General features: G+C 72.3%; 16 protein-coding genes. 3 read left to right on the top strand and 13 right to left on the bottom strand.

Going from position 1 to position 18,336, the window contains the following annotated elements; all coding sequences use genetic code 11:
- Positions 1-227 precede the first annotated feature (227 nt).
- From BLQ97_RS14625 to BLQ97_RS23380, 9 genes are all read right to left on the bottom strand, one after another.
- The gene (locus BLQ97_RS14625) at positions 228-1,001 is read right to left on the bottom strand and encodes a DsbA family protein (RefSeq protein WP_245692198.1); all 774 of its coding nucleotides are present in this window, start codon (positions 999-1,001) and stop codon (positions 228-230) included.
- Positions 991-1,527, bottom strand: a complete 537-nt coding sequence (locus tag BLQ97_RS14620) for a MauE/DoxX family redox-associated membrane protein (protein WP_245692196.1) — start codon at positions 1,525-1,527, stop codon at positions 991-993. The genes BLQ97_RS14625 and BLQ97_RS14620 overlap by 11 nt, the downstream gene beginning before the upstream one ends.
- 56 nt (positions 1,528-1,583) lie before the next feature.
- The gene (locus BLQ97_RS14615; RefSeq protein ID WP_091366731.1) at positions 1,584-3,092 is read right to left on the bottom strand and encodes an MFS transporter; all 1,509 of its coding nucleotides are present in this window, start codon (positions 3,090-3,092) and stop codon (positions 1,584-1,586) included.
- Positions 3,093-3,176: 84 nt separating this feature from the next.
- Positions 3,177-5,477 carry a heavy metal translocating P-type ATPase gene (locus tag BLQ97_RS14610; RefSeq protein ID WP_091366730.1) on the bottom strand — a complete coding sequence of 767 codons (2,301 nt, stop codon included), beginning with the start codon at positions 5,475-5,477 and terminating at the stop codon, positions 3,177-3,179.
- Positions 5,478-5,523: 46 nt separating this feature from the next.
- A complete protein-coding gene (locus tag BLQ97_RS14605) occupies positions 5,524-6,516 on the bottom strand; it encodes a hypothetical protein (protein ID WP_091366729.1) in 993 nt (330 codons plus the stop codon).
- Positions 6,517-6,572: 56 nt separating this feature from the next.
- Positions 6,573-6,854: a metal-sensitive transcriptional regulator gene (locus BLQ97_RS14600; protein ID WP_091366728.1), complete on the bottom strand. Its 282-nt coding sequence runs from the start codon at positions 6,852-6,854 to the stop codon at positions 6,573-6,575.
- A 79-nt stretch (positions 6,855-6,933) separates the two neighbouring features.
- A complete protein-coding gene (locus BLQ97_RS14595; RefSeq protein WP_217637206.1) occupies positions 6,934-7,143 on the bottom strand; it encodes a heavy-metal-associated domain-containing protein in 210 nt (69 codons plus the stop codon).
- Positions 7,144-7,711: 568 nt separating this feature from the next.
- The gene (locus BLQ97_RS14590; protein ID WP_091366727.1) at positions 7,712-8,227 is read right to left on the bottom strand and encodes a hypothetical protein; all 516 of its coding nucleotides are present in this window, start codon (positions 8,225-8,227) and stop codon (positions 7,712-7,714) included.
- Positions 8,228-8,358: 131 nt separating this feature from the next.
- Positions 8,359-8,919, bottom strand: coding sequence for a hypothetical protein (locus BLQ97_RS23380; RefSeq protein WP_091366726.1), 561 nt, complete (start codon positions 8,917-8,919; stop codon positions 8,359-8,361).
- 86 nt (positions 8,920-9,005) lie between these two features.
- On the opposite strand from BLQ97_RS23380, the gene BLQ97_RS23375 reads away from it, so the two are divergent.
- Positions 9,006-9,875, top strand: coding sequence for a hypothetical protein (locus tag BLQ97_RS23375; protein ID WP_091366725.1), 870 nt, complete (start codon positions 9,006-9,008; stop codon positions 9,873-9,875).
- Here the strand turns inward: BLQ97_RS23375 and BLQ97_RS24450 are convergent.
- Positions 9,770-10,069 (bottom strand): helix-turn-helix transcriptional regulator, encoded by a 300-nt coding sequence (locus BLQ97_RS24450; RefSeq protein WP_091366724.1) that lies wholly within the window; start codon positions 10,067-10,069, stop codon positions 9,770-9,772. The two genes, BLQ97_RS23375 and BLQ97_RS24450, sit on opposite strands and share 106 nt — an antisense overlap.
- A gap of 162 nt (positions 10,070-10,231) precedes the next feature.
- Between BLQ97_RS24450 and BLQ97_RS23000 the strand changes: the two genes are divergently transcribed.
- Together BLQ97_RS23000 and BLQ97_RS14570 are read left to right on the top strand one after the other, a co-directional pair.
- Positions 10,232-10,564, top strand: coding sequence for a hypothetical protein (locus tag BLQ97_RS23000; RefSeq protein ID WP_139173665.1), 333 nt, complete (start codon positions 10,232-10,234; stop codon positions 10,562-10,564).
- Between the two features lie 223 nt (positions 10,565-10,787).
- Positions 10,788-11,039, top strand: coding sequence for a hypothetical protein (locus BLQ97_RS14570; RefSeq protein WP_091366723.1), 252 nt, complete (start codon positions 10,788-10,790; stop codon positions 11,037-11,039).
- 430 nt (positions 11,040-11,469) lie between these two features.
- On the opposite strand, the gene BLQ97_RS14565 is transcribed toward BLQ97_RS14570, so the two are convergent.
- From BLQ97_RS14565 to BLQ97_RS14555, 3 genes are all read right to left on the bottom strand, one after another.
- Positions 11,470-14,232 (bottom strand): hypothetical protein, encoded by a 2,763-nt coding sequence (locus BLQ97_RS14565; RefSeq protein WP_091366722.1) that lies wholly within the window; start codon positions 14,230-14,232, stop codon positions 11,470-11,472.
- Between the two features lie 69 nt (positions 14,233-14,301).
- A complete protein-coding gene (locus tag BLQ97_RS14560) occupies positions 14,302-15,501 on the bottom strand; it encodes a hypothetical protein (protein ID WP_139173663.1) in 1,200 nt (399 codons plus the stop codon).
- Positions 15,502-16,064: 563 nt separating this feature from the next.
- Positions 16,065-17,207: a site-specific integrase gene (locus BLQ97_RS14555; RefSeq protein WP_091366720.1), complete on the bottom strand. Its 1,143-nt coding sequence runs from the start codon at positions 17,205-17,207 to the stop codon at positions 16,065-16,067.
- Positions 17,208-18,336 lie beyond the last annotated feature (1,129 nt).

Raw genomic sequence — 18,336 nt, 5'->3', positions numbered from 1 at the left:
GCTCGAGGCGGCCGGTCGACCGGATGGCCGACCGCCGGCCGCTGCGGCGACCGTCCCTGCCGTCGACTCGGGCGAGGGCAGGAGGCTCCGACCAGTTCATGTCCCGTTGCCAGGAGGTGCCGAGCCGTCGTCGGTCTCGATAGAGGGCGCTGAGCGCCGGACCGGGCCTCTCGGCAGAGCGCTCGATCAGGCCGGCGGTCACACGGTGCCGTCCCGCGATCGGTGGTTCAGGCCGCCGCAGCGTCGCGCACGGCCGCCTCGAGACCCTGCGGCGATCGCGTCTCGAGCACGTCACCGTCGACGAGGATGGTGGGCGTGCCGGTCAGGCCGTTGCGGCTGGCGTCGTCGGTGACCCGCCGAGTCCAGTCCGCATAGACCAGGTCGCGGATCCCGGACTCGATCTCCGCGCCGGTGGCTCCGGTGCGCACGGCCAGGGCGATCAGCTCGTCGTCGGGCAGCCCGGCGCCGCCCTCGGTCGGCTGGTGGGCGAAGAGCAGGTCGTGGAAGGCGAGGAACGCCTCGGGTCCGGCGGCGTCGGCGACGACGCCGGCGGCGTTGAGTGCCCGGGTGGAGTAGGCGTCGGTGGAGTAGTGATCGAGGATCGCCACCGGCCGGTACTCCACCGCGGCGGTGCCGTCGGCGACCAGTGCGGCCAGGGTGTCCCCGCTGGTGCCCTCGAAGGACTTGCAGGCCGGGCAGAGGAAGTCCTCGTAGACGGTCACCGTGACCGGCGCGTCGGCCTGGCCGATGCGGACGGCGGTGCCGTCGGCGACGGTGTTGGCGGGCGTGCCGGCCTGGGCGGAGGTCGCCGTCCGCTGGGACTGCACGACGACCACCACGACGAGGACCACCAGCACCGCCACCGCGGCGGCGACGCCGCCGATCATGGTCCGCCGCCGGCGCTGCGCTCCAGCGAGCGCGGCGGCCTCGGCGGCGCGACGGGCTTCGATCCGCTGGCGGGCGGTGGTCCTCGAGCCGGTGTGGGTCGGGTCAGCGGGCACGGGTCGGCTCCTCGTCGGTGCGGTCGGGGGGAGCGGGGGAGCAGGCGCACGGCCGGCCGTCTCCGGAGACCCCGCCCAGGGCCAGCCGCGAGCGCGGCCACCGGGTCAACGCCAGCGCGAGCAGCAGCAGGCCGGCGTCGCGGGCGATCTCGCCGGGGTAGGCGGTCTGGCCAGCGGCGACCTGACCGCCGTCGCCGAAGCAGCCGCAGTCGATCTGCAGGCCTCGCGCCCAGGCCGTGGTGATGCCGGCGATGAACACGGTGAGCAGGACGGCGGAGGCCAGTGCCGCCGTGCGCACGAAGACACCGGTGAGCAGCGCCAGGCCGACGGCTATCTCCAGGACCGGCAGCCCGAACGCGACCGGTGCGACCAGCGTCTCGGGGAGCAGTCGGTAGGCGCGGACGGCGCGGACGGCGGCGGCCGGGTCGGGGATCTTCAGCGCGCCGGCCATGACGAGGACGCCGCCGAGCAGCACGCGGGCCGCTGTCGCTGCCCAGAGCCAGACGGTGGACGGGAGGGTGCGCACCGTCTGTTGGTCGGTGTCCGGCCCGTCCTGGTTCCGACCAGGCGCTGTGGGGCTCCTCACCGGGCCGGTGCCGCCTGCGGCGCGCGCTGGACGTCGCGGGTGGTGACGGTGGCGGCGACGAGGACGGCGGCGGCCAGCAGCAACCCGGATCCGGTGAGGAAGCCCGCGGTGTAGCCCTCCGCGAGGGCTTCGCTGGCCCGGGCGACGGCGGCGGCGTCTGTGTCGGCCACGCCCTGTTGGAGCACCCGGGCGGCGCCGGGCAGCTGCTCGTCGGCCGCGACGGCGGAGACGGTGGTCAACACGGCCAGGCCGAGTGCGGCGCCGATCTGCTGGGCCGAGTTGACCAGCGCCGAAGCCACTCCGGCCCGGTCGTCGGCGACGCGGTGCACGGCGGTCAGCGTCAAGGGCACGAACGCCAGGCCGAGCCCGAAGGAGGTTCCGAACAGCGCGGGCAAGACGTGAACGGAGTAGGAGGAGTCCACGGTCAGCGTGGACAGCCCGAACATGCCCGCCGCGGCCAGCAGCAGCCCGGGCGCGGCCAGGATGCGCGGCGCCAGGCGCTCGACCAGCTTCCCGCTGGTGCCCGAGGCCAGGATGATGCCGACGGCGAAGGGCAGCGACGCCGTCCCGGCCTCCAGGGCCCCGTACCGGAGGACCTGCTGCAGGAACAACGCGAGCAGGTAGAACGACCCCATCAGCCCGGCACCGATGAACAGCACCGTGGCGTAGGACCCGGCGCGGCTGCGGTCGGCGAACAGGCTCAGCGGCAGCAGCGGCTGCACGGTGCGCGCCTGCAGGACCAGGAACACGGCCAGCAGCACCGCGGCGGCGGCCGACGCGGCCAGGGTGAGCGCGTCGGTCCAGCCCTGCTCACCGGCGCGGGTGAGGCCGTAGACCAGCGCGACCATCGCGCCGGTGCCGGTCACTGCCCCCGCGGTGTCCAGCCGCTCGCGACCTCGGCTGTTCTCCGCCAGGACACCGGTGCCGGCGAGCACGGCGAGGCCGATCGGGGCGTTGATGAAGAACACCCACCGCCAGTCGAGCAGCCCGGTGAGAGCCCCGCCGAGCAGCACGCCGACCACGATGCCGACGGCAGACATCGCGCCGTAGACCGCCATCGCCGAGTTGCGCGCCTTGCCCTGCGGGAACGTGGTGGCGATCAGCGCCAGCGCGTTCGGCGCGGCCAGCGCCGCACCCAGGCCCTGCAGGGCGCGGGCGCCGATCAGCAGGCCTGCGTTCGGCGCGAGGCCGCCCAGCAGCGACGCGGCGATGAACACGACCAGGCCGATGCGCAGTACCCGGCGCCGGCCGAACAGGTCACCGACCCGACCGCCGAACAGCAGCAGCGCGCCGAAGACGAGGACGTAGGCGTTGATCACCCACGGCAGGTTCGCTCCGGAGACGTCCAGGTCGGACTGGATGCTGGGCAGGGCGATGTTGGCGATGCCGTCGTCGAGCACCAGCATCAACTGGGCCGTGGCGATCACCAGCAGTGACAGCCCCAGTCGGCGGGCAGTCGGAGCGTTCCCGGCGGCCTGGGATTGATCGGACAGTGACGCGGACATGCGCGAGCTCCTGGAGGGTGGTGCGGGCCCGGCAGCCCGGCTCGGGGCCGGGCCGCCGGGTCGGTCGGGCGGCAGGCGGCCGGGTCAGTGCGTTCCGGCAACCGACGGTCGCCCGGCGCTGCGAAAACGGCGCAGCCGCAGGCTGTTGGCGACGACGAACACCGAGGAGAACGCCATCGCCGCGCCCGCGATCATCGGGTTGAGCAGCCCGGCGGCGGCCAGCGGCAGGGCCGCGACGTTGTAGGCGAAGGCCCAGACCAGGTTCCCCTTGATGGTGCGCAGCGTGCGGCGGGACAGCCGGATGGCGTCGGCGGCGGCGCGCAGGTCCCCGCGGACGAGGGTGAGGTCGGAAGCCTCGATCGCCACGTCGGTGCCGGTGCCCATCGCCAGGCCCAGGTCGGCCTGGGCGAGGGCCGCCGCGTCGTTGATGCCGTCGCCGACCATCGCCACGACCTTGCCCTCGCCCTGCAGCCGCTCCACGACGGCGACCTTGTCGGCGGGCAGGACCTCGGCGATGACCTCGTCGATCCCCACCTGGGCCGCGACGGAGCGGGCGACGGAGGCGTTGTCGCCGGTCAGCAGCACCGGGGTCAGGCCCAGGTCGCGCAGCTGTCGGATGGCTTGAGCCGAGGTCTCCTTGACCGCGTCGGCGACCACCAGGACGGCGCGGGCGGCGCCGTCCCAGCCGACCGCGACCGCGGTCTTGCCCTCGGCCTCGGCCGCGGCCTTCGCCCGCCCCAGGTCGACGCCCAGGTGTACCGACCAGTCCTCCAGCAGCCGGGTCCGCCCGACGAGCACCGCGTGCCCGTCGACGACGCCCTGCACGCCGAGGCCCTCGATGGTGGTGAACCCCTCCACCGGCGGCAGGTGGCCGACGGCTGCGGTGGCGCCCGTGGCGATGGCCTGGGCGATGGGGTGCTCGGAGGCGTCCTCCAGCGCGCCGGCCAGCCGCAGCACCTGCTGCCGGTCCTCGCCGGCGGCGAGGACGACGTCGAGCAGGGTCATCCGGCCGGTGGTGACCGTGCCGGTCTTGTCCAGCACGACGGTGTCGACCGCGCGGGTGTTCTCCAGCACCTCGGGGCCCTTGATCAGGATGCCCAGCTGGGCGCCGCGGCCGGTGCCGACCATCAGTGCGGTCGGGGTGGCCAGGCCCAGGGCGCAGGGGCAGGCGATGATCAGCACGGCGACCGCGGCGGTGAAGGCGGCGGTCAGGCCGCCCCCGGTGCCCAGCCAGAAGCCGAGGGTGCCGATGGCCAGGGCGATGACGACCGGTACGAAGATGCCGGAGATGCGGTCGGCGAGGCGCTGCACCTCGGCCTTGCCGTTCTGCGCGTCCTCGACCAGCCGAGCCATCTGCGCCAGCTGCGTGTCGGCGCCGATGCGGGTGGCCTGGACGACCAGCCGGCCGCCGGCGTTGACGGTGGCACCGACCACGGCGCCACCCGGGCCGACCTCGACCGGCACGGACTCGCCGGTGAGCATCGAGGCGTCCACCGCCGAGGAGCCCTCGCTGACCACACCGTCGGTGGCGATCTTCTCGCCCGGCCGGACGACGAACAGGTCGTCGACAGCCAGCTGGTCGACGCCGATGCGCTGCTCACGCCCATCGCGCAGCACCGACACCTCTTTCGCGCCCAACTCGAGCAGGGCGCGCAGGGCGGCACCGGCGCGGCGCTTGGAGCGGGCCTCGAAGTACCGGCCGGCGAGGATGAACGTGGTCACCCCGGCGGCGGCCTCGAGGTAGATGTTCCCCGCCCCGTCGCTGCGGGCGATGGTCAGCTCGAACGGGTGGGTCATGCCGGTCCTCCCGGCGGTGCCCCAGAACAACGCGTACAGCGACCAGGCCAGCGCGGCGATGGTGCCCACCGAGACGAGCGTGTCCATCGTGGCCGCACCGTGGCGCAGGTTGGTCCAGGCAGCCCGGTGGAACGGCCACGCCCCCCACACGACCACTGGCGCGGCCAGGCTGAGCGACAGCCACTGCCAGTGGTCGAACTGCAGCGCCGGGACCATCGCCGTCGCGATGACCGGGACAGACAGGACCGCGGAGACGGTCAGCCGCTGCCGCAGGGTGCGGACGTGGTCGTCGGCGGCCGGTGCGTCGGGCTGTCCTCCGTCCGGCGAGACCTCCGACCGGGGAAGTGTGGCGGTGTAGCCGGTGCTCTCCACCGTCGCGATGAGGTCCTCGGCGGTGACCGCACCGGAGAAGGTGACCTTCGCCTTCTCGGTGGAGTAGTTGACCGCGGCGGTGACGCCCTCGAGCTTGTTCAGCTTCCTCTCGACCCGTGCGGCGCAGGAGGCGCACGTCATCCCGCCGATCGCCAGCTCGACCTGGTTCTCGCCGGCCGTTGCCGGACCGGCGGTGGTGCGTGGGGTGGAGCTCATCATCGTCTTCCTGGGAGCGTGTCCCCCCGGGGTGGGGGGGCGGAGGTCAGTCGTGGGCGTGCCCGGCGTCGCCGTGCCCGCTCGCAGGCCCGGTGGCGGGGACCTCCGTGACAGGAGGCCCACCGACGGGAGCAGCGGCGGTGTCGCCGGCACTGACGGTGAACTCGGCGGTGCGCACCGCGTCGCCGTGCCGGAAGTCCAGGAACAGCCGGTAGTCCCCGCCCGAGGGAGCCGTGGCGCGGAAGGTGATGTCCGGGCCGGGCGCGGTGGTGCGGTCGCCGGGCTCACCGGTCGGGTGCACGTGCAGGTAGCCCAGATCGCCGTCGCGCAGCGCGACGAGGTGCCCGTAGGCGCCGAGGTAGGGCTGCAGGTCGGTGACCGGGTGCCCGTCCCGGCTGACCGAGAGCGTGAGCTCGGACTCCTGGCCGGGGACCAGCTCTCCGTCGAGGGTGACGGTGTACCCGTCGACCTCGGCCGTGGTCGACGGCTCAGGGAGCGGCTGCGGGACGTGGTCACCGCCGACGGCGACGTCGGCACCCAGGACGATCGCGGGGTCGTCACCGGCGGGATCGAAGTCGGTGAACAGCCGCCAGGTGCCGGGGGTGAGGTCGAGCGGTATCGCCCAGATGCCGTCGGCGGCCAGTTCAGGGTGCACGTGCTGGTAGCCGGTGAGATCCCGGCGCACCGCGATCAGGTGCAGGTCCTCGTCGTGGGCGGTGTCGTAGCCGGTCACCGGCCGACCGTCGGGGCCGAGGATCCGGAACGCGACCGGGGTGGCCGTGCCGGCCGGGAGCTGTGCGGCGACGTCGAGGGTGTAGCCGTTCTCGGAGATCTGCAGGCCGCCGAGGGTGTGGGAGGTGGCGGCCGTCGATGCGTTCGTGTCCATCGCGGACTCCGTCTGCGGATCATCGTGCGCGGGGGTGTGTTGGGACGCCACGGCCGGGCCGACCGGCCCGACGGCGGCGCCGATGCCGGCCGTGACGCCGAAGACGGCGACCAGACCGAGCGCGTAGGCGCCGAGCTTGGCGGGCGTGTTCATCTGTGCTGCCTTCCTGATGTCGGCGTCGGGTACGGCACTGGTGGAGGGTGGGGGGATCAGGAGCGGACCAGGCGGGCGATGGCGGCGGAGGCCTCGCGGACCTTCTCGTCGGCCTCCGGGCCGCCCTGTTGCGCCGCCTCGACCAGGCAGTGGCTCAGGTGCTCATCGAGCAGACCGAGGGAGAACGACTGGAGCGCGCGCGTGGCCGCCGACACCTGGGTCAGGATGTCGATGCAGTACTGGTCGTCCTCGACCATGCGCGCCAGGCCGCGGACCTGACCTTCGATCCTGCGCAGCCGCTTGAGGTGCTCGTCCTTCACGTGGGTGTAGCCGGCCATGACGTTCTCCTCGGGAACTGCGGAACGGGAGGGGTCGGGGTGGGCGCCGGTCGGGCGGGGCGCCCACCCCGGACGCGGGTCAGGCCGCGACGACCTCGTAGCCCGCCTCCTCGACCGCGGCGGTGACCGCGGCGGCGGGGACCGGCTGGTCGGACTCGACGGTCACCCGGCCGGCGGCCACGTCGACCTGTACGCCGGTGACCCCCGGGATCGTGGAGATCTCGGCGGTCACCGAGCCGGCGCAGTGGCCACAGGTCATGCCGCGGACGACGTAGTCGGTGGTGTTCACGGTCGTGTACCTCTCAGTGAGCGCAGTACCCCGGGTGGGTATGCCGTACAGGGATACCCTAAGGGGGTACTCCTCTGCCTTACAAGTGAGCGAGCAGTGATGAGGACGACAGGGGTGCAACGCGGTGCGGCGGGCGCAGTGGCGCGTCGGCCGGCTCGACCCAGACGCCTGGCAGATGCACCCAGGACGGCCGTCGGCTCGGCCGGCGCCGGTGGTCACGGAGCCAGAATCAGCGCATCGGCGGGCTGCCCGCTCACCCGCTCCGCCCGGCAGCGCCAGGCCGGTCGATGTGGACGGCGCCGGTCAGGTCTGGGAGGCCTGCTGCTCGGTGACGGGTGACGAGCTGGTGATCTCCGCCAGTGCCGGGGCGAGACAGGGCGGGAGGAGGGCGCGGCGGCGCACCAGCGGGCGGCCGGATGAGTAGGGCTCGGCATGGACGGATGTGTTCGGGCGACCGCGCGTTGCGCACCAGCAGCCAGTGGACGACCTAGGCGTCGGAGCCGTGGGCTGCCGGGGGACCGTGGCGGCGCTGGGCGGTGGGTGGGCGAGGATCCGGTCGATGTGCCTCTCACCTGCAGGCCTGGGTGCTGAGTGCCGCAGCCACGGTCTGGTCGAGGGTGATGGCCTGTCCCTCCGCCCATGCCGCGGCGAACGTCGCGGGGGGGAGGACCTCCCGGGCGACGGTGAGCCACGCTGCTCGGCGTCGTTCGACGGCGGGCCAGTCCCTCACGCCGTGCAGCGCGCGCAGGCGCGCGGCGCCCCCGGCCAGCCGGACGGCCCGTCTGGCCTCGCCCTCCTCGAGGGCGAGGTGGGCGACGCAGTCCACCGCGAGGTGGAGGCTCAGGCGATCGGTGACCCGCATCATCAACTGCAGGCTCTCGGTGAGCAGGCAGCGTGCCAGATCCCGCTCTCCGCGCCTGAGTGCGAGATCTCCCAGCGCCACCAGCAGCAGAGCGCTGAAGCGGGACAGGCCCAGATCGCGGTAGGTGTCCAGGCTCTCGTGCAGCAGGCGGCTGGCCGTCTCGGTGCCGCCGTCGATGTCGGCGGCCAGCAGGCCGAGGTGGTGCAGCGCTGCGGCGGCCATGAAGGGGTGATCCGCGGCTCGTGCGGTGTCGAGCGCGGCCGTGAGCAATCGGGCGGCGGCCGGGTGGTCTTCCGCGACGCGGGCGGCGAAGCCGGCGACCAGCAGGGCCTCGGCGAGCCCGCGGTCGTCGGTCAGGGCGCGGCAGAGCGTGGCGCTCTCGAGCGCACGTGCGCGCGCGCGGCGTAGTCGCCCTGGCTGAGGGCCAGTTGGCCGTCGCCGAGCAGTGCCCGGGCCCGTGCCGGGGTGATCCCCTCGTCGGTGGGCAGTTGCAGGGCCACCGCGAGTGCCGCGCGCGCTTCGGTGGTGTGGCCGCGCACGTACCAGTAGGGCCAGAGCGCTGCGGCCAGCCGAACGGCCCGGGCGGCGTCGGGGCGCGCGGTGAGCCGGCGCAGCGCGGCGGTGAGATTGCCGTGCTCGCGGTCGAGCCGGTCGAGGGCGGAGGCCATGTGCGGGCCGAACACCCGGCCGGTGACGTCCTCGGCCAGCGCCAGATAGTGGGCGCTGTGCCGCTCGGCCACAGCGTTGGCCTCGAGATCGGTGTCAAGCCGCTCCTGGGCGTACTCGCGGACCGTGTCCAGCATCCGGAAGCGTGGGTCCTCCGCCTCGGCGTCCTCCAGCCGCAGCAGGCTCGCGCGCTGCAGCTCCTCGACTTGGCGAGCAGATCTCCGGTCTCGGATCCGGCGGGCGGGCACACCGCCTCGATCGCCGACAGGGTGCAGCCGCCCTCGAACACCGCCAGCTGGCGGAACAGCGCCTGCGCCGAGGTGGGCAGCAGGTCGTGGCTCAAGGCGATCGCCGCTCGCATGGTCTGCTGGCGCCGCGGGGCGTCCGGGGCGGCGCCGGTCAGTACGCCGAGCCGGTGGTGCAGCCGGGCCAGCATCGCGGCCGGTGGGAGCACGGCGGTGCGCGCGGCGGCCAGCTCGAGCGCCAGGGGCAGGCCCTCCAGCCGGCGACAGATGTCGGCGACCGTCCCGGCGTTCTCCCCGGTCAGCGCAAAGTCCGCGCTCCTGGCCTGCGCCCGGCGCAGGAAGAGCTCGACCGCGGGGTTGGCGGCCAGCACCTGGACCGGTGTCGACGTCGCGGGCGCCGGAGTCGCCAGCGGGCCGACGGCGAACTCGCGACCGCTGCGCAGGCCCAGGCTCACCTGGCTGGTGACCAGGACGACGAGCTCGGGGCAGCGGGCGGCCAGGTCGGCCACGGTTGCGGCGGCCCTGGCGATGCGCTCGAAGTCGTCCAGCACGAGCAGCACGAGCAGCACGGGCCGCTCGGCGAGTGCGCCGGCGAGGACGTCGAGATCCCCCCGCGGAGCGTCGGCGGCGAGACCGAGTGCGCCGCCGACCGCAGCCGGCAGCAGCGCCGGATCGGCCTGCGTCGCCAACGGCACCCAGACCGCCCCGTCGGAGAAGCGCGTCGCGAGCCGTCCGGCCGCCTCCAGGGCCAGCCGGGTCTTGCCGACCCCGCCGGGGCCGGTCAGGGTCAGGATCCGGACGTCGCCGCCGGACAGGATGTCGACGACGGCCGCGAGCTCCCGTTCCCGACCGATCAGCGGGCCCGAGGGCGGGGGTGGTGCCCCCGGCCGCGGCGGCACGCCCGGCCCGTCCGGTCCGGGGCAGGCCGCCCGCGCCAGCACGCCGCGCTCCACCGGTGACAGGGTGAGCGCCGCGGCCAGCCGGTGGACGCTGTCCCGGGTCGGATGCCCAGGCCCCGCTCGAGGTAGCGCAGCCCGCGCACGCTCAGCCCGGAGGCCTCGGCGAGCTCCTCCTGCGTCAGAGCGGCCCGGACGCGGTAGCCGCGCAGGAGGTCCGCGAACGAGCGCCCCGCGGACGTCGCAGCGTCTACCATCGGCCGCCGCCCACTTCCACCGACCGGGTTCGAGCGGCGCCGATGCTAGCCGCGGATCGGGAGGTGGTCCGGCCGCGCTGTTCCGGTGGGTGTGCCTGCGCCTGTTCCTCCCCGGGAGGACCGGCTCCCCCTACCGTCGGCCTCGTCCACATGAGGCGCCCGATGCGCCCCCACACCGGAAGAGGAGGCAGTCATGGCACTGGCGATGCTGGCCGAGATCCCCGGCCTCACCCGGCAGCAGTACGAGTCGGTCGTCACGGCGGTCAACCAGGCCGCACGCCGGCCGGGGCGCTGTTCCACGCCGGGGGTCCCAGCGACCGCGGCTACCGCGTCGTCGAGGTCTGGCAGACCCGCGAGGCCGCGGAGTCCTTCTACGGCTCCGAGCTCTACCGGCAGGCGGTCACCGCGGCGGACGTGCGCACCGAGCCCGAGATCGTCATGACGTGGACGGTCGAGGGCCTGGACGACGGGCACGGCTGGCGAGCCACCACCTGACCGCGGGCCACGCCGGCGTGCTCGCCGCTGACCTCGCGCGACTACGCCGGCCTTCCACCCATGCACGTACAGGCGGGTGCGGCCTACGAGGGCGACGCTGGAGGTCTGGTGCCCGTGCGGGGAGAGGTGGGCGGAAGGCGGTGCAGTAGCGGCCCCAGACGGTGGTCGCTGCTGTCGGGACGGGCAGCCGGCTGCGCCAGTTGCGGCTGCGGCGCTGGTCGGCGTGGTCGGCGAGGGCCTGCTGCGGCGTGATGCCGGCCGGGAAGTAGACCGCCAGGTCGTCGACCTCGACGTGCTCGATGCGCGGGCTGCCTGTCTCGGCTTCACGGATGAGCAGCATCCGTCGGGCGACGGACGACTTCTCCTTCGCGGTCGGCCGGGCATTGGCGGTCAAGAGCATGTCGACGACCAGGTCCGGCAGGCTGCGGCCGGTGCACCCGTACAGCAGCTAACCGGGGCGGAGATGCAGGCCTAGACCGCCCGTGAGTCTCGGAGCGGCTCGGCCACGCCAACGCGACCATCACGCTCACCTCTAGCAGCGCGTCCACCCTGGCATGGGCCGTCAGGCCGCCGAGCGGTACGCCGCCCTGCTGCGGGGCTGAAGAGGTCGCGAAGTGTCGGAGTGGTGTCACGGGGCGTTGTTGACCTTGAAACGACACCGCCCCGGGCCTCTGACCTGTAGAGACACCGGGGCGGTGCTGTGTCCGACGGGGACTTGAACCCCGCGGGGACTCTGGTCCGGCCGTTTGAGGGGGTCAAGGTTCAGGCGGGCGTCGGCGGTTGAGCACACCTCCGCGTTGACTGCGGCAGTGTCCGCCCCAATCTGCGGCTGTCCTGTCCTGTCGGGCGACCTGCCCAGAGGGACGTGAGCTCACGTCCGTGGGACCGCTTCGGACGTTCGGCACTCAGGGCTCGAACAGTGCCGTGGGTTGGTAGGCCGCGGCCACGATCTGGTCCGTGGGCAGTACAGAGATCCACTGGCTGAACACCTCGTTGGCCGGTAGACCCGCGTTGAAGCCCCCCTCCAGCGGATCGAAGCCGTGCTCGAACACCCGGTCCGCGGCCAGGGTCGTGCTGATGTCGTCGTTCTTCTCGGCGAGGTGCGAGGCGATCTTGGCCAAGACGTTGCCCACGGTCGGTTGGTCGCCGTCGGCCTCGACCTCGGCCACCAGGGCGGCGTCGTCCGGGCCCGAGGGGACGTAGACGGCGTCCCAACCGTCCTGCTCGTGCCCCTCGATCCCGCGCAGCCAGTTCAGCGCCGCCGCTTCGCGGCCGGGACGGATGGGGATCACCGCCTTGACCCACGGCGCGTTGAGGAAGGCGTTGCGCAGGTTGTCCCCGTCCAGCTGCAGCAGCCAGCCCAGGGAGCTGCCGAGCCGTGCGGGCTGGGAGGTCTCGGTGATGCTGTAGTTGTCGGCCCGTTGAGGGGTGTCGCCCCAGCGGATGGCGTCGGCCTCGGTCAGGTTCACGACCTCGGCGCCTTTGCCGGCGACGGGGTCGAAGCGGTGCTGGGTCTGGTGGCGGCGGGGGAGCCACCACTCGGGGGCGACGAAGTAGAGCATCGCGTCGACGTCGAAGATGGCCCGGACGATCTCGGACCGCACGTGGTTGAGGCGCCGGTTCTCCGCGGTGTCGGGCAGGTTCCAACTGTCCATCATCAATCTGCGCAGCAGCGCCCGGTAGACGACCGTGCGCTCCTCCTCGCGCAGGTCCCACGAGGGGCGCGGTTGGATCGAGGCGGCGTCGTCGATCCGGTCCCGGACGTTGTCCAGGTAGGCCTTCTGCAGCAGGCGGTACTTCTCGGCCTCGTACTTGTCCTGCGCCTTCTTCTTCAGATCGGCGTACGTGGTCATCGCCGCCGACGTAGGTGCGTAGACCAGTTCCAGGTCCAGGGGCACCGACTGCTCTCCGCCGAAGCTGATCTGCTGCATGACGATCTGGAACGACCCGTCCGGCATGCGCGTGGGCTTGCCACGGACCTGTCCGAGCTTGCTGCCCTGCGGCCCGAGCACGCGGATGTCGTCGGTGAGCACGTAATCCAGTTGAGGTGGGTCGATCTTGAAGGTGAACGGTCCCATCACGACCTGGTTGTCCTCGGCGTCCTCGTCGTTGGTGTTCGCGCGGTTGCCCAGGTGCTTGCCCTCGTAGGCGGTCTTCGCCGTCTCGACGTAGCGCCACTCGTAGATGGCGGCGGGGCCGTTGTCGTCGTAGTTGAGGATGGGCGAGAAGGGGATGGGGACGGTGACCTTCTTGACGATGGCCGCCGGCGGCGGCAGCGGGTCGGGTTCCTTGAGGTTGGCGAGGTCGGGTGACTCGGCGTAGTGCACGAAGTCGGCGAGCCCGAGGCCGGCACCGGCGTCGTCGACGAAGACCTGCCAGCACAGTCGCTCGCCGACGTCCTGCAGCTGGACGCCCACCCGACGCATCTTGCGGCGCAGCTCGTAGTTCACCAGCTCGCTGCCGGGGTTCTGCAGGACGTAGCGACGCGTCCGGCTGTCGGTGGTCTCCGTCGTCGTCTTGAACACGGACTTGTAGCTCCGCTTGATCTCCGAGGACAGCTTCTCGGTCTGCTCGCGGCTCTGCTTGTGCAGTGACTCGCGGGCGTCCTTGCGAGCTGATTCGAGGCCGAGGCTCGCGGTGGCCGACCCCTGGTAGACGCCGACCTTCACGGTGTTGGTCGTCGAGACGCCGAGCTTGGTGCTGCCGCTGTTCTCGGCGCGCACGGCGTCGCTCAGCTCGTCCTTCACGCTGGTCGAGGCCTCGACCCGCTGCTGCGTCTCCAGCGACATCTCCTCGGTGCGCTCCAGCAGGACCCGCCGGGTGCTCACCTCGATCAGCTCGATCGTGGTTCCGGGAGCCAGCCAGACGTGTTCGACGGGCTCACCGAGGAACGTCCCCAGGTCGAAGAAGTACTGGCGGAACAGGTGCACGAAGCCGACCGGTGACAGCACGCCGCTGCGGTCCTCGGGGTCGATCGTGGCGAGCGGATCGGTGGTGGCCAGCACCTCGGACAGCGGGGGTGCGGTGACCACGACGTAGAGCTGTTCCAGCGCCGCCGGGTCGTAGTCCGCCTGCGCCTCGGCGTGGAACAGCAGCATCGCGGCGATCTGGGACTCGAACCGCATGAGGTCGAGCAGCTCGGCGCGTCCCGCCTCGATGGCCGCAGGGGTGACCCCGCCTTCGCCGGCCTCGGCCTGCATCCGTGCCCAGATGCGCTCCCGGTGCCTGTCGTTCACCACGCGCAGCGGTCCCTCGTCGGTGTTGAGGAGCACGTTGATGTCGATGACTGCCGCCCACTCGGTGCCCTGCGGCAGGTGGCCGTCGTGGGCGTCGACCCACGCCTGCACCCTGTCGCGGAGGACGACGATGAGTTCGCTGCCCAGCGGCCGCGGCGCCACCACGCGCCACGGAGTACGCCCCGAGCCTGGCTCCAGGGGTTGGGCCAGGAACTCGAGTGGATGGGGGTTGACCACCTCCGTGACGCCCGGGGTGATCCGGCCGTCGAGGATGCGCCGCAGGCGCGGGTCCACCGTGCGCCCGCCTCTGCGCACCCACTGGGTCGTCAGGTTCGAGCGCCAGCCCAGGAGGGGCTGGTAGACGCCGTAGTGCTCGCTGGCGTAGGGCGGGATCCCGCGGTAGGTGTCCAGGTCCTTGAAGAGGTCGAACATGACGCCTCGATCCCCGCGCCGCTCCGTGGAGGGTGCGACGGTACGGGCAGCCGGGGGGCCCGGGAAGGCTCAGCGTCCTGGGGCCCAATCCAGGAAGCTCGTCTCGGCGAACTGCCGGCCGTCCCGCTCGCTGAAGTGGAGGGTGGCGCGCCGGGCGGCGTCGGCGATGAAGAGGTTCGGGAAGGTGTTGTGCACGTCCTTGAGGACGGGGTCGATGATCGCCGGCCCGAACAGTGCCTTGTCGATGTAGGCGACCACGACGTGGGGCAGACGTGGGTCGGCGAACAGTCGTTGCCGAGCGGGGTCGAAGGTCAGCCCGGCGCGGGTGATGGCCGCGGTGACCTTGTCGACGTAGTACCGGTCCTGGGAGTAGAGCAGTAGCCGCTTGCGGCGGTCGCCGCGCAGCACGCTGAGCGCGACGTCGACGATCGGTGAGCGGTTCCTCGGGTTGCCCGGTGGCGGGTCCAGCACCACCAGGTCGGTCACGGAGTCCCGGACGAAGGGCGAGTTCCGGTGCCGGTCGAGGAAGGCGGCGAGGATCGTGGTGCTGATGCTGAAGGAGGCCAGCACCACGTGGCGCAGCCGGTCCTCGTGGAGGCGTTCGGGCGGCGGCTGTCGATCGAGATACCACCGCTGCAGTCCCAGCAGCACGCCCTCGAGGACTTCGGGAGCCCCGAGTGGGCCCATGCCGTCGGCGAAGCTCCGCACGAGCGGGACGACGAAGACGTAGGGGCTTTTGGCCCACTTGAGCTGGTGGGCGAGCCGGTGGGCGTTGATGTGGTGCTGGAAGGCCAGCCAGTCCCACGCGTAGGGGTAGCCGGTCGCGTCGCCGTAGTAGACGGGGACGTCGGGGTCCTTCGTGCGGTCGTACAGAGGTCGGTTGGCGGCGCGGTGCGCCGCGGGAGTGTCCTGGGGGCTCGGCGGCACGTAGACCAGGAAGGGCAGGGTCTGGGACACGGGCGGCAGCCCGAGGTCGCCGCTGAAGCCGGCCATGACCAGCTGGGTGCGGCCCTCGACGGACACCTCGAAGATGCGGCCCTGGTAGTTGGGGAACAGTTCGACGCTCGCGATCAGCAGGCGATTGCCCTCGAGGAGCTTCTCGGTCACGTAGAGCTTGCGGAAGACCCGGTCGTCGGCCTGGGGTACCAGGTACTCGCGGAGCAGAGTGGGCGACACCGAGAAGCCCTCCTGTGCCCGGGCCATCGGGACGGCCTTGAGGGTGTCGACGACCCGGGGCGTCACGTCCACGACAGGAAGCGGTGTCGCCATGGCCGCCCTCCTCGCCAGGATCCGGCGATGGTCGCACGGATCCTGGGAGTGCCTGCCGCAGCGGATCGCCAGATCTGCTCCGCCAAGTGGGAGGTCCCTGCGTGGCCGGCGACCGGCGACTGGCGACAAGAGGACACGGGCACTGAGGCCGCCGACCCGAGCCGCACCCCGCACCTGAGCAACAGCGCTTGAGGCGTCCTCATCCACCGCGCTGGGGGCAGCACCCGGCTGCGACCAACTTACGACCAACAAACCCCCGTCGACCGCCGATGTCGACCATCAACACCCAGCCGCACAACGAGAGTCTGACCTCGTCATTCAGCACCAGCCGGTGGTTGTCGTCGACGTCAAGATCAACTCGCAGGGTTATTGGTTCGAGTCCAATCGGGGGAGCAAAACGCAGGTCAGCGGCTTGTTCGGTCGGTAGTTGATCCACCAAGGACCAACAGACGACCAACAAACCCCTCCCGCACAGCCCGGTGCGACCTCTGTCGAGGCATCTCCGGAGACGGCGCGGCGGCGGGGGAGTGGCCGCGGGCGGAGCCGAGGAACGCGGTTCGCCGTTACAGCGTGCGCTGCAGTGCGGCGGCCGCTTCAGGACTGGCGAGCCGGCGGCCCATGTAGACGTCCTGGGTGAGGCTGGGCCGGGTGTGGCCGAGGTGGTCAGCGATCTGCCGGGCAGAGAGTCCGGCTTCGTCGAGCCGGGTGGCGACGGTCTTGCGGAACGTGTGCGAGGTGACCCAGTCGAAGCCGGCTCGGTCCAGCGCGCTGCGCAGGTCGCCGCTGGTGTTGTTCGGGTCCCGCAGCCGGCCCTGCGGACTGCGGAAGAGCACCGGCGGGTCGGCGTCCGGGGGGACAGCGGCGCAGCGACGGCGGAGCAGGCCGACGACGACGGGCGGTAGGGCGATGGTCCGCCGCCCGGTGTCGGACTTGGGCACCTCCTGGATGACCAGGCCCCGGCCGGGCACACGGACGACGGTCGCGGTGATCGCCAGGGTGGCGGCGTCCAGGTCGACCGCGGTCGGGCGGACCGCGCAGGCTTCGCCGATGCGCACGCCGGTGCCGAGCGTGAGGTCCACGAACTCCGGGAGGTCCAGCCGAACGGCCTCGGGGTCGGCAGCGAGCTCCTTCCGCAGATGCTGGGCCTCGGCGACGGTCAGTGCCCGTGGGGTCTTCGTCGGCCGGGCGGTGCGCCGCAGGGTGGTCTCGCGGACCGGGTTGGTGGGCAGCGCGCCGTGGCGGACGGCGAGGGCGAGGATCCCGGACAGGACGCTGCGGGTGGACTTGGCCGCGCCGGCGCCGTGGCCGGCGCGGACGGCGGTCAGCAGCCGGTCGACCGCGGGGACGGTGACCTCGCGCAGCCGCAGCTCGCCCAGGCGGGGGAGGACGTAGGAGTCGACGACGAGGCGGTACAGCCGCTTGGTGCCGGCGGCCAGCTCGCTGGCCTCGACCTCGGCCAGCCACAGTGCCGCGGCGGCGGCCAGCCGGCTGTCGGCGGTGGCGGCCGGCGTCGCCATTCCGTTGCGGTCGCGCAGGGCCTCGCGCAGCCGCCGCTCGGCGTGAGCGCGGGTGGAGCCGTAGCGGGTGACGAAGCGGCGTCGGCCGTCGAAGTCGCGGACGCTGGCCCGGGCCCGCACCCGGCCCTTGCCCACCACGAGGAAGTCGATCTTGCCGAAGGTCCCCACCGGCAGTGGTGGCCTTCCCATGACGGCTTCCTCGATCCTCGCCGGTAGCAGGGGAGTACCGGCTGAGACAGGCTCGGCGACGAGGTGAACACCGCGCGGTGACGGCGCGGGATCCTGGGGACAGCGCAGAGCCCTGTGGATGACGACGACGCCGTCCGGCTCCGACTGTGAGGAGCCTGCTGCAGTCCTTCTCCAGTACTCCCCCACCAACTACTGAGCCAGACGTCGTCCGGACTGCAGCGCTGTCCGACGGGCTCAATCGCGGACAGGCCCAGCGGGCGCACAGGAAGGTGGTGACAGGTCCGTGCGCTGCGTAGACGCTGGCCTCCGGATCCCGCGCTCTCGGAGGTGCCTCGTGCCCGTGTCCGCTTCTCGCCTTGCCACCGTCTTGGGATTTGCGATTGCATCCCTGGTGGCGACCGCGCCGTCCGCGCTGGCCGCTCCGAGCCTCAACGACCACAACTGCGCTGGGACCGTCGTCAGTTCACTGGCTGAGCCCGGATTCGGTCCGTTCGTCGCCAGCAGCGCTCAGGCACAGGCGGTGGACAACTTCGGGCTGGCGAACTGTGGGCAGCCGCCGCGGAACAACCCCTGACCGGCCCACGGTACGACGAGGCTGATCCGGCAGGAGCGCCGGCGGCCAGCGGCCCGCTATCAGCCGTTCCTGCAGGCAAGAGGTGTGATGCCCGTGATCTTGATGGTTCTGCAGTGCGGAAGAGTTCATCGTCGGATCTCGACGGAGGCTCGCCGGTGTCAGGGGTCGGAATCTGGGCGGACCGGTCAGAGTGGAGGTGGCGGTCGATTCCTTCCTCGGGAGCGCTGATCGATTGTCGGTTACTACGGCTGCGATCACCGAGCGGAGCAGGCGGTCTGGGGATCCCTCGGCGGCTTCCCGTAGGAGCGGTGTCGCTGAATCCCCTGACGGGTGGCTCGACATCCTCGACGGCCGTTTCGGCCTCGAATCCGGTGTCCGTGGTGCGTCACGGAGGCGCGCATGCGGTCCGTGGTCGTGCCGGCGGGGTCGAGCGATCCGATGGAGCGGCGGACGTGCGACGGTCAGATCGCAGCCTGCGCCGAGGGAGCTCCGCGGCTCCTCGGCGAGCGGGCGTCGGACCGGTTCCTCCAGGACAGGGATGGGGCAGGATGTCAC

The organism is Geodermatophilus telluris, from assembly GCF_900102745.1.
In the GTDB taxonomy this organism is placed as follows: domain Bacteria; phylum Actinomycetota; class Actinomycetes; order Mycobacteriales; family Geodermatophilaceae; genus Geodermatophilus; species Geodermatophilus telluris.
The sequence above is the reverse complement of the archived record's forward strand: the minus strand, read 5'-3'. Positions and strand labels throughout refer to the sequence as shown.

Coding starts and splice junctions, on each gene's coding strand:
- BLQ97_RS14615 (WP_091366731.1), bottom strand. CDS start 3,092: ATGTCCGCGTCACTGTCCGATCAATCCCAGGCCGCCGGGAACGCTCCG.
- BLQ97_RS14610 (WP_091366730.1), bottom strand. CDS start 5,477: ATGAGCTCCACCCCACGCACCACCGCCGGTCCGGCAACGGCCGGCGAG.
- BLQ97_RS14605 (WP_091366729.1), bottom strand. CDS start 6,516: ATGAACACGCCCGCCAAGCTCGGCGCCTACGCGCTCGGTCTGGTCGCC.
- BLQ97_RS14600 (WP_091366728.1), bottom strand. CDS start 6,854: ATGGCCGGCTACACCCACGTGAAGGACGAGCACCTCAAGCGGCTGCGC.
- BLQ97_RS14590 (WP_091366727.1), bottom strand. CDS start 8,227: ATGGCCGCCGCAGCGCTGCACCACCTCGGCCTGCTGGCCGCCGACATC.
- BLQ97_RS24450 (WP_091366724.1), bottom strand. CDS start 10,069: ATGGTAGACGCTGCGACGTCCGCGGGGCGCTCGTTCGCGGACCTCCTG.
- BLQ97_RS23000 (WP_139173665.1), top strand. CDS start 10,232: ATGCGCCCCCACACCGGAAGAGGAGGCAGTCATGGCACTGGCGATGCT.
- BLQ97_RS14565 (WP_091366722.1), bottom strand. CDS start 14,232: ATGTTCGACCTCTTCAAGGACCTGGACACCTACCGCGGGATCCCGCCC.
- BLQ97_RS14560 (WP_139173663.1), bottom strand. CDS start 15,501: ATGGCGACACCGCTTCCTGTCGTGGACGTGACGCCCCGGGTCGTCGAC.
- BLQ97_RS14555 (WP_091366720.1), bottom strand. CDS start 17,207: ATGGGAAGGCCACCACTGCCGGTGGGGACCTTCGGCAAGATCGACTTC.